5 protein-coding genes are annotated in these 6,490 nt (G+C 69.1%); all 5 read left to right on the top strand.

Annotation, left to right across the window (positions count from 1 at the left end; translation table 11 throughout):
• The first annotated feature begins 144 nt into the window (after positions 1 to 144).
• The gene (locus C4313_RS07730) at positions 145 to 738 is read left to right on the top strand and encodes a sulfite oxidase-like oxidoreductase (RefSeq protein ID WP_352429296.1); all 594 of its coding nucleotides are present in this window, start codon (positions 145 to 147) and stop codon (positions 736 to 738) included.
• Positions 739 to 807: 69 nt separating this feature from the next.
• A complete protein-coding gene (gene metE / locus C4313_RS07735; RefSeq protein WP_352429297.1) occupies positions 808 to 3,042 on the top strand; it encodes a 5-methyltetrahydropteroyltriglutamate--homocysteine S-methyltransferase in 2,235 nt (744 codons plus the stop codon).
• 84 nt (positions 3,043 to 3,126) lie between these two features.
• Positions 3,127 to 4,164 (top strand): L-threonine 3-dehydrogenase, encoded by a 1,038-nt coding sequence (gene tdh / locus C4313_RS07740; protein WP_352429298.1) that lies wholly within the window; start codon positions 3,127 to 3,129, stop codon positions 4,162 to 4,164.
• Between the two features lie 60 nt (positions 4,165 to 4,224).
• Positions 4,225 to 5,430: a glycine C-acetyltransferase gene (locus C4313_RS07745; RefSeq protein ID WP_352429299.1), complete on the top strand. Its 1,206-nt coding sequence runs from the start codon at positions 4,225 to 4,227 to the stop codon at positions 5,428 to 5,430.
• A gap of 21 nt (positions 5,431 to 5,451) precedes the next feature.
• The coding region (guaA, locus tag C4313_RS07750; protein ID WP_352429300.1) for a glutamine-hydrolyzing GMP synthase at positions 5,452 to 6,490 on the top strand (1,039 nt) is incomplete at its 3' end.

Here is a 6,490-nt window from a genome sequence, read left to right on the forward strand (position 1 = left end):
GATAAGCGGCCTTGTCAAGAGGATCCATGGAAATTGGGAGCGGACTGGCGAAAGCCCTGCCCGCGGGGATCTGGCCGGGGGGTGGGGTGGAGGGAACAAGAAGGGAGTAAAATGAGCAAGAAGGATGCTTTGAGGAGGTGAACGATGCGGATCGAACGCCGGTCGCAGGAGGAGGCGGCGCGGGCGGCCCGGCGCTTGCCGCCTGGCCAGGTGCTGACGGAGAAGTTCCCGGTCCTCCACTACGGGCCGATCCCACGTTTCGATCCGGCCACCTGGGATTTCCGGGTCTTCGGCCTGGTGGAGGAGGAACGGCGGTGGACCTGGGAGGAGTTCCAGAGGCTTCCCCGGACCACCATCACCGTCGATGTCCACTGCGTCACCGGGTGGAGCAAACTGGACACCACCTGGACCGGGGTGGCCTTCAAAGATCTGTTGCGCTTCATCCGGGTGAAGCCCGAGGCCCGCTATGTGATGGCCCATTGCGAATATGGCTTCACCACCAACATCCCCTTGGAATACATGGAGGACGCGCTGCTGGCCACCCACTACAACGGCGAGCCGCTGACGCCCGAGCACGGCTACCCCCTGCGCCTCATCGTCCCGCGCCTCTACTTCTGGAAGAGCGCCAAGTGGCTGCGGGCCCTGGAGTTCATGGCCGAGGACCGCCCGGGCTTCTGGGAGCAGGCGGGCTACCATATGCGCGGCGACCCCTGGCGGGAGGAGCGCTACCGCGATTAGCCAGCGGTGAGCAGGGGGCGCCTTCGTGATAAATTCCCCTTAATCCAACGGGATAGGAGGCGGACGCCGATGCGCACCTATGCCTATGGCTATCCCCGCCTGGGGCGCAAGCGGGAATACAAACAGCTGATCGAGGGCTTCTGGGAAGGCCAGGTCTCCGAGGCCGCCCTGCGGGCCGGCCTGGAGGCGCTGGAGGCCGACCGGCTGGCGACCTACCGGCGCTTCGTCGATCACTTCCCGGTGGGGGAGCTCTCCCTCTACGATCCGATGCTGGACACCGCCCTCATGTTCGGCCTGTATTCGAAGGGGGGCCGGCTGGAGGAGTATTTCGATCTGGCCCGCGGGGGGCGCGCCCTCGAGCTCACCAAGTGGTTCAACACCAACTATCACTACCTGGTCCCTGAGATCCCCTTCGCCGACGGGCGGCCCCCGGGCTTCCGGCTGGTCGGAGATCGGCCCCTGGTGGAGGCCCTCCGAAGGACGCCGGAGGGCTTCCCCTACGTCATCGGCCCCTACACCTTCCTCCGTCTGAGCAAGGGGTATCCTCCAGAGGCCTTCGGCGACCTCCTGCGGGCCCTGGCCGCGGCTTACGCAGAACTGTTCCGGCGGCTGCGGGCGGCTGGCGCGGCCATGGTCCATGTGGACGAGCCCGCGTGGGCGGCCGACGTGCCGCCCGAGCACGTGGCCCTCCTCCGCGAGGTCTACGCCCGCCTGGGCCGCGAGGCCGATCTCCTGGTGTTCACGTATTACGACAGCGTCGACTTCCTGGACCAGTTATACGACCTCCCCCTGCGGGGCATCGGCCTGGACCTATGCCACGGTCGGGAGAACCTGGAGGTCCTGCAGCGGGCCGGCTTCCCGGCCGACAAGATCCTGATCGCCGGCCTTGTGGACGGGCGCAACGTTTGGAAGACGGACCTGCGGGCGGCGGCGCGGCTGGTCGAGGCCCTGCGGGGCTGGACGTCGGCGGAGATCTGGCTCTCCAACGCCGGTCCCCTTTATCATCTGCCGGTGACGGCCGAGGCGGAGGCGCGGCTGGACCCCGCCCTGCGGGAGCGCATCGCTTTCGCGACGGAGCGGCTGCAGGAGCTGCGGCTCCTGAAGACCCTGCTCACCGAAGGGGAGACCGAGGAGGTCCGTGGCTGGAACACCTATGCGCATCCGACGGACCACTGGTTCTATCCCGAGATCCAGGAGCGGATCCGCCGCCTGGGGCCGGCGGACTTCGCGCGGGAGGCGCCCTACGCCGAGCGGGTTCGGGAGCAGCAGGCGCGGCTGAACCTGCCCCTGTTCCCCACCACCACCATCGGGAGCTTCCCCCAGACCGAGGACCTGCGTCGGGCCCGCGCCGCCTTCCGGGCCGGCCGGCTCCCCCCGGCGGATTACGAGGCGCTGATCCGGGAGCGCATTCGCTATATCATCCAAGTCCAGGAGGAGCTCGGCCTGGACGTGCTGGTGCACGGGGAGTTCGAGCGCTCGGACATGGTGGAGTTCTTCGCCGAGCGCCTCGAGGGGTTCGCCATCACCCAGCACGGGTGGATCCTCTCCTATGGGACGCGGGTCTATCGCCCCCCCATCCTGTATGGCGACGTCCGCCGCCCCCGCCCCATGACCCTGAAGGAGATCACCTACGCCCAGTCCCTGACCGCCAAGCCGGTCAAGGGCATGCTCACCGGCCCCGTGACCATGCTGGCCTGGAGCTACGTCCGGGAGGACATCCCCGTCCATGAGGTGGCTTTCCAGATCGCCCTGGCGATCCAGGAGGAGGTCCGGGACCTGGAGGCGGCCGGGATCCGGGTGATCCAGATCGACGAACCTGCCTTCCGGGAGCGGGCGCCGCTGAAGCGGCGCCGGTGGCCTGACTACTTCGACTGGGCGGTGAAGGCCTTCCGCCTGGCCTCCCGGGCCCACCCGGCCACCCAGATCCACACGCATATGTGCTACTCGGAGTTCAACGAGATCATCGCCTTTATCGACGCGCTGGACGCTGATGTGATCAGCATCGAGGCCACCCGGAGCCGGGGGGAGGTGATCGCCGCCTTCGAGCGCTACCGTTACGAGCGGCAGATCGGCCCCGGAGTCTATGACGTGCATTCCCCATCCGTGCCTTCCCCCGAATCCATCGAGGCCATCATCGAGCGGGCGATCCGGGTGATCCCCAAGGAAAACATCTGGGTCAACCCGGACTGCGGCCTCAAGACGCGGCGGTGGGAGGAGGTCCTCCCTGCCCTCCGGAACATGGTGGCGGCGGCCCGACGCCTCCGCCAGCGCCACGGGACCCCGGCTCCCGCGCCGCAGCGGTGAGGTGGCGGGTTGGGCTCCCCCGGGCGCGGCGGATACGGTAGAACCGACGGGACGGGATCTCGGGGGACCGGGAGGGGAATGCCCATGGCGGAAACGATGCGTGCCGTGATCAAGGCGGCGCCGGGGCCGGGCCTGGCCCTCGCCCAGCGTCCGATCCCCATCCCCGGCCCCGGGGAGGTCCTGGTGCGGGTGCGGGCCGCCTCCATCTGCGGGACCGACCTGCACATCTACCGCTGGGATCCATGGGCCCAAGGGCGGATCCGCCCCCCGCTGATCATCGGCCACGAGTTCTGCGGCGAGATCGTCGAGTTGGGGCCTGAGGTCAACGGCCTGCGGGTCGGCGATTTCATCTCCGCCGAGAGCCACGTGATCTGCGGGCGTTGTGACATGTGCCGCACCGGCAAAGGGCACCTCTGCCGCAACACCCGCATCCTCGGGGTGGATCGCGACGGCGCCTTCGCCGACTTCATCGTCATCCCGGCCGAGAACGCGTGGGTGAACCCTCCGGACATCCCCCTCGAGGTGGCGGTCCTTTTGGAGAACTTCGGGAACGCGGTCCACACGGCCTTCGCCGTGGACCTCCGGGCGCGCAAGGTGCTGGTGACCGGTTGCGGGCCGGTGGGGCTGATGACCATCGCCGTGGCCAAGGCCATCGGCGCCCGCATGGTCATCGCCACCGACATCAGCCCCTACCGTCTGGATTTGGCCCGGCGCATGGGCGCCGACCATGTCCTTAACCCTCAGGAAGTCGATGTGGTGGAGGCCATCCGGGACCTGGCCGGGGGCGAGGTCGACGTCCTGCTGGAGATGTCCGGTGCCCCCACGGCGATCCGGGAGGGGTTCGCTGCCCTCAAGCCCGGCGGACAGGCTGCCCTGCTGGGCCTCCCGCCGGGCCCCATCGAGTTCGACCTCTCCAACCTGGTGATCTTCAAGGGGCTGACGGTTCACGGGATCGTGGGGCGGCGGCTGTGGGAGACCTGGTATGAGATCCGGGGGCTGTTGAACGCGGGGGCCGTGGACCTGCGGCCGGTGGTCACCCACCGCTTCCGTTTGGAGGAGTTCGATCAAGCCTTCGCCACCATGGCCAGCGGCCAGAGCGGGAAGGTGATGCTCCTCCCGTGAGGAGGGCCGGCCGAAGGCCTGCGGCGGGGGAAGGGATCCATCTGCGCTCAGGAGGATGCGATGGCGGCGGAGCTGACCCCAGTGGACAAACTGGCCTGGATCCGGGAGGAACTGCAGGCCCTGCGGGAACAGGGCCTCTACATCCACATCCGCACCATCCAGTCGGCCCAGGGCCCATGGCTGAGGGTGGACGGCCGGCAGGTGCTCAATTTCTGTTCGAACAATTACCTGGGCCTGGCCAACCACCCGCGGATGCGGGAGGCGGCCCGGCGGGCCATCGAGCAATACGGGGTGGGGCCGGCGGCCGTGCGCACCATTGCAGGGACCCTGGACCTCCACCTGGTCCTCGAGGAGAAACTGGCCCGCTTCAAGGGGGTGGAGGCGGCCATCTCCTTCCAGTCCGGCTTTAACGCCAACCTGGCCACCATCCCAGCCTTGGTCGGGGAGGGGGACGTCATCTTCTCCGACGAACTGAACCACGCCAGCATCATCGACGGCTGCCGCCTCTCCCGGGCCCGTATCGTCCGCTATGCGCATAACGACCCCAACGACCTGGAGGCGAAGGTCCGCGAGAACCTGGGGTCCTTCCGGCGCGGCCTGATCGTCACCGACGGGGTCTTCTCCATGGACGGCGACATCGCCCCCCTCCCAGACATCGTGGAGATCGCCGAGCGCTACAACCTGATGCTGATGGTGGACGACGCCCATGGCGAGGGGGTGCTGGGACGCGGCGGCCGGGGCATCGTGGACCATTTCGGCCTCCACGGGCGGGTGGACATCGAGGTGGGGACCCTCTCCAAGGCCTTCGGGGTGGTGGGCGGCTACGTGGCCGGGCGGCGGGAGGTGGTGGAATGGCTGCGCCAGCGCGGACGGCCCTTCCTCTTCTCCAGCGCCATGACGGCGGCGGACACCGCCGCCTGCATCGCAGCGGTGGAGATCCTGGAGGAGTCCACGGCGCTGGTGGACCGGCTTTGGGAGAACACACGATATTTCAAGGAAGAGATGCGCCGCCTGGGCTTCGACCTGGGGCAGAGCGTCACCCCCATCACCCCGGTGATGCTGGGGGACGCCCACCTCGCCCAGACCTTCAGCCGCCGGCTCTTCGAGGAAGGTGTGTTCGCCCAGGCCATCGGCTACCCCACGGTCCCCCGGGGCAAGGCGCGCATCCGCGTGATGATCTCCGCCGCCCACAGCCGGGAGGACCTGGACCGCGGGCTGGAGGCCTTCGCCCGGGTGGGGCGGGAGCTGGGCGTGATCGGCCCTTGATCCCGTGGGAGGGAGGCCAGGATGAACCGCGCAGATTCCCATCCCGCCCACGACGCCATCGCGGTCCTGGATTTCGGCTCCCAGTATGCCCAACTGATCGTCCGCCGCCTCCGCGAGGCGGGGGTTTACGCCGAACTTTTCCCGTGGAACGCCGACCCGGAGGAGGTGCTGGCCCTGCGGCCCAAGGGCTTCATCCTTTCCGGAGGGCCGGCCAGCGTCTACGCGGCGGGAGCGCCGACCCTCCCGGGCTATGTGCTGGAAAGCGGCCGGCCGGTCCTGGGGATCTGCTACGGGATGCAGTTGCTGGCCCACGCCCTGGGCGGCCGGGTGGTCCCTGCCCCGGCCCGGGAATACGGCCCGGCGGAGATCGAGGTCGTGGATCCCGAGGATCCCCTGTGGCAAGGGTTGCCGTCGCCCATGGGGGTCTGGATGTCCCACGGGGATCGCGTGGAGGTCCTCCCGCCGGGGTTCCGCGTCCTGGCCCGCTCCCCCAACACCCCGGTGGCCGCCATGGGGGACCCCCGCCGTCGGCTCTACGGCGTCCAGTTCCACCCCGAGGTGGCCCACACGCCTCGAGGCCGCGATCTGCTGGAGCGCTTCGCCGTGGTCCTGTGCGGCTGTCGACCGACGTGGACGCCCGGGGCCATCGCCGAGGAGCAGATCGCTCGCATCCGGGAGCGGGTGGGCGGGGAGCGGGTCCTCTGCGCCGTCTCGGGGGGCGTCGACTCCACCGTCACCGCGGTCCTGGTCCACCGGGCGGTAGGGGAGCGGCTCCAGTGTCTGTTCGTGGACACCGGGTTGCTGCGTCGGGGGGAGGCCCAGGAGGTCGTCTCGGCGCTACGAGGGTTGGGGCTGCCGGTGGCGGCAGTCTCCGCGGCGGAGGCCTTCCTGGAGGCCTTGCGGGGGGTCACCGATCCCGAGGAGAAGCGGCGACGGGTAGGGCACACCTTCGTCGCTGTGTTCGCCGAGCACGCCCGACGCCTTGGCCCTTTCCGGTTCCTGGCCCAGGGGACCCTGTATCCGGATGTCATCGAGAGCCGGGGGCCGGAGCGGCAGGGGG

This window comes from Thermoflexus sp., assembly GCF_040289485.1.
In the GTDB taxonomy this organism is placed as follows: domain Bacteria; phylum Chloroflexota; class Anaerolineae; order Thermoflexales; family Thermoflexaceae; genus Thermoflexus.

What these genes read in the sequence shown, in the direction of transcription:
- C4313_RS07745 (WP_352429299.1), top strand. Translation starts at nt 4,225, where the DNA reads ATGGCGGCGGAGCTGACCCCAGTGGACAAACTGGCCTGGATCCGGGAG.
- metE (WP_352429297.1), top strand. Translation starts at nt 808, where the DNA reads ATGCGCACCTATGCCTATGGCTATCCCCGCCTGGGGCGCAAGCGGGAA.
- tdh (WP_352429298.1), top strand. Translation starts at nt 3,127, where the DNA reads ATGGCGGAAACGATGCGTGCCGTGATCAAGGCGGCGCCGGGGCCGGGC.
- C4313_RS07730 (WP_352429296.1), top strand. Translation starts at nt 145, where the DNA reads ATGCGGATCGAACGCCGGTCGCAGGAGGAGGCGGCGCGGGCGGCCCGG.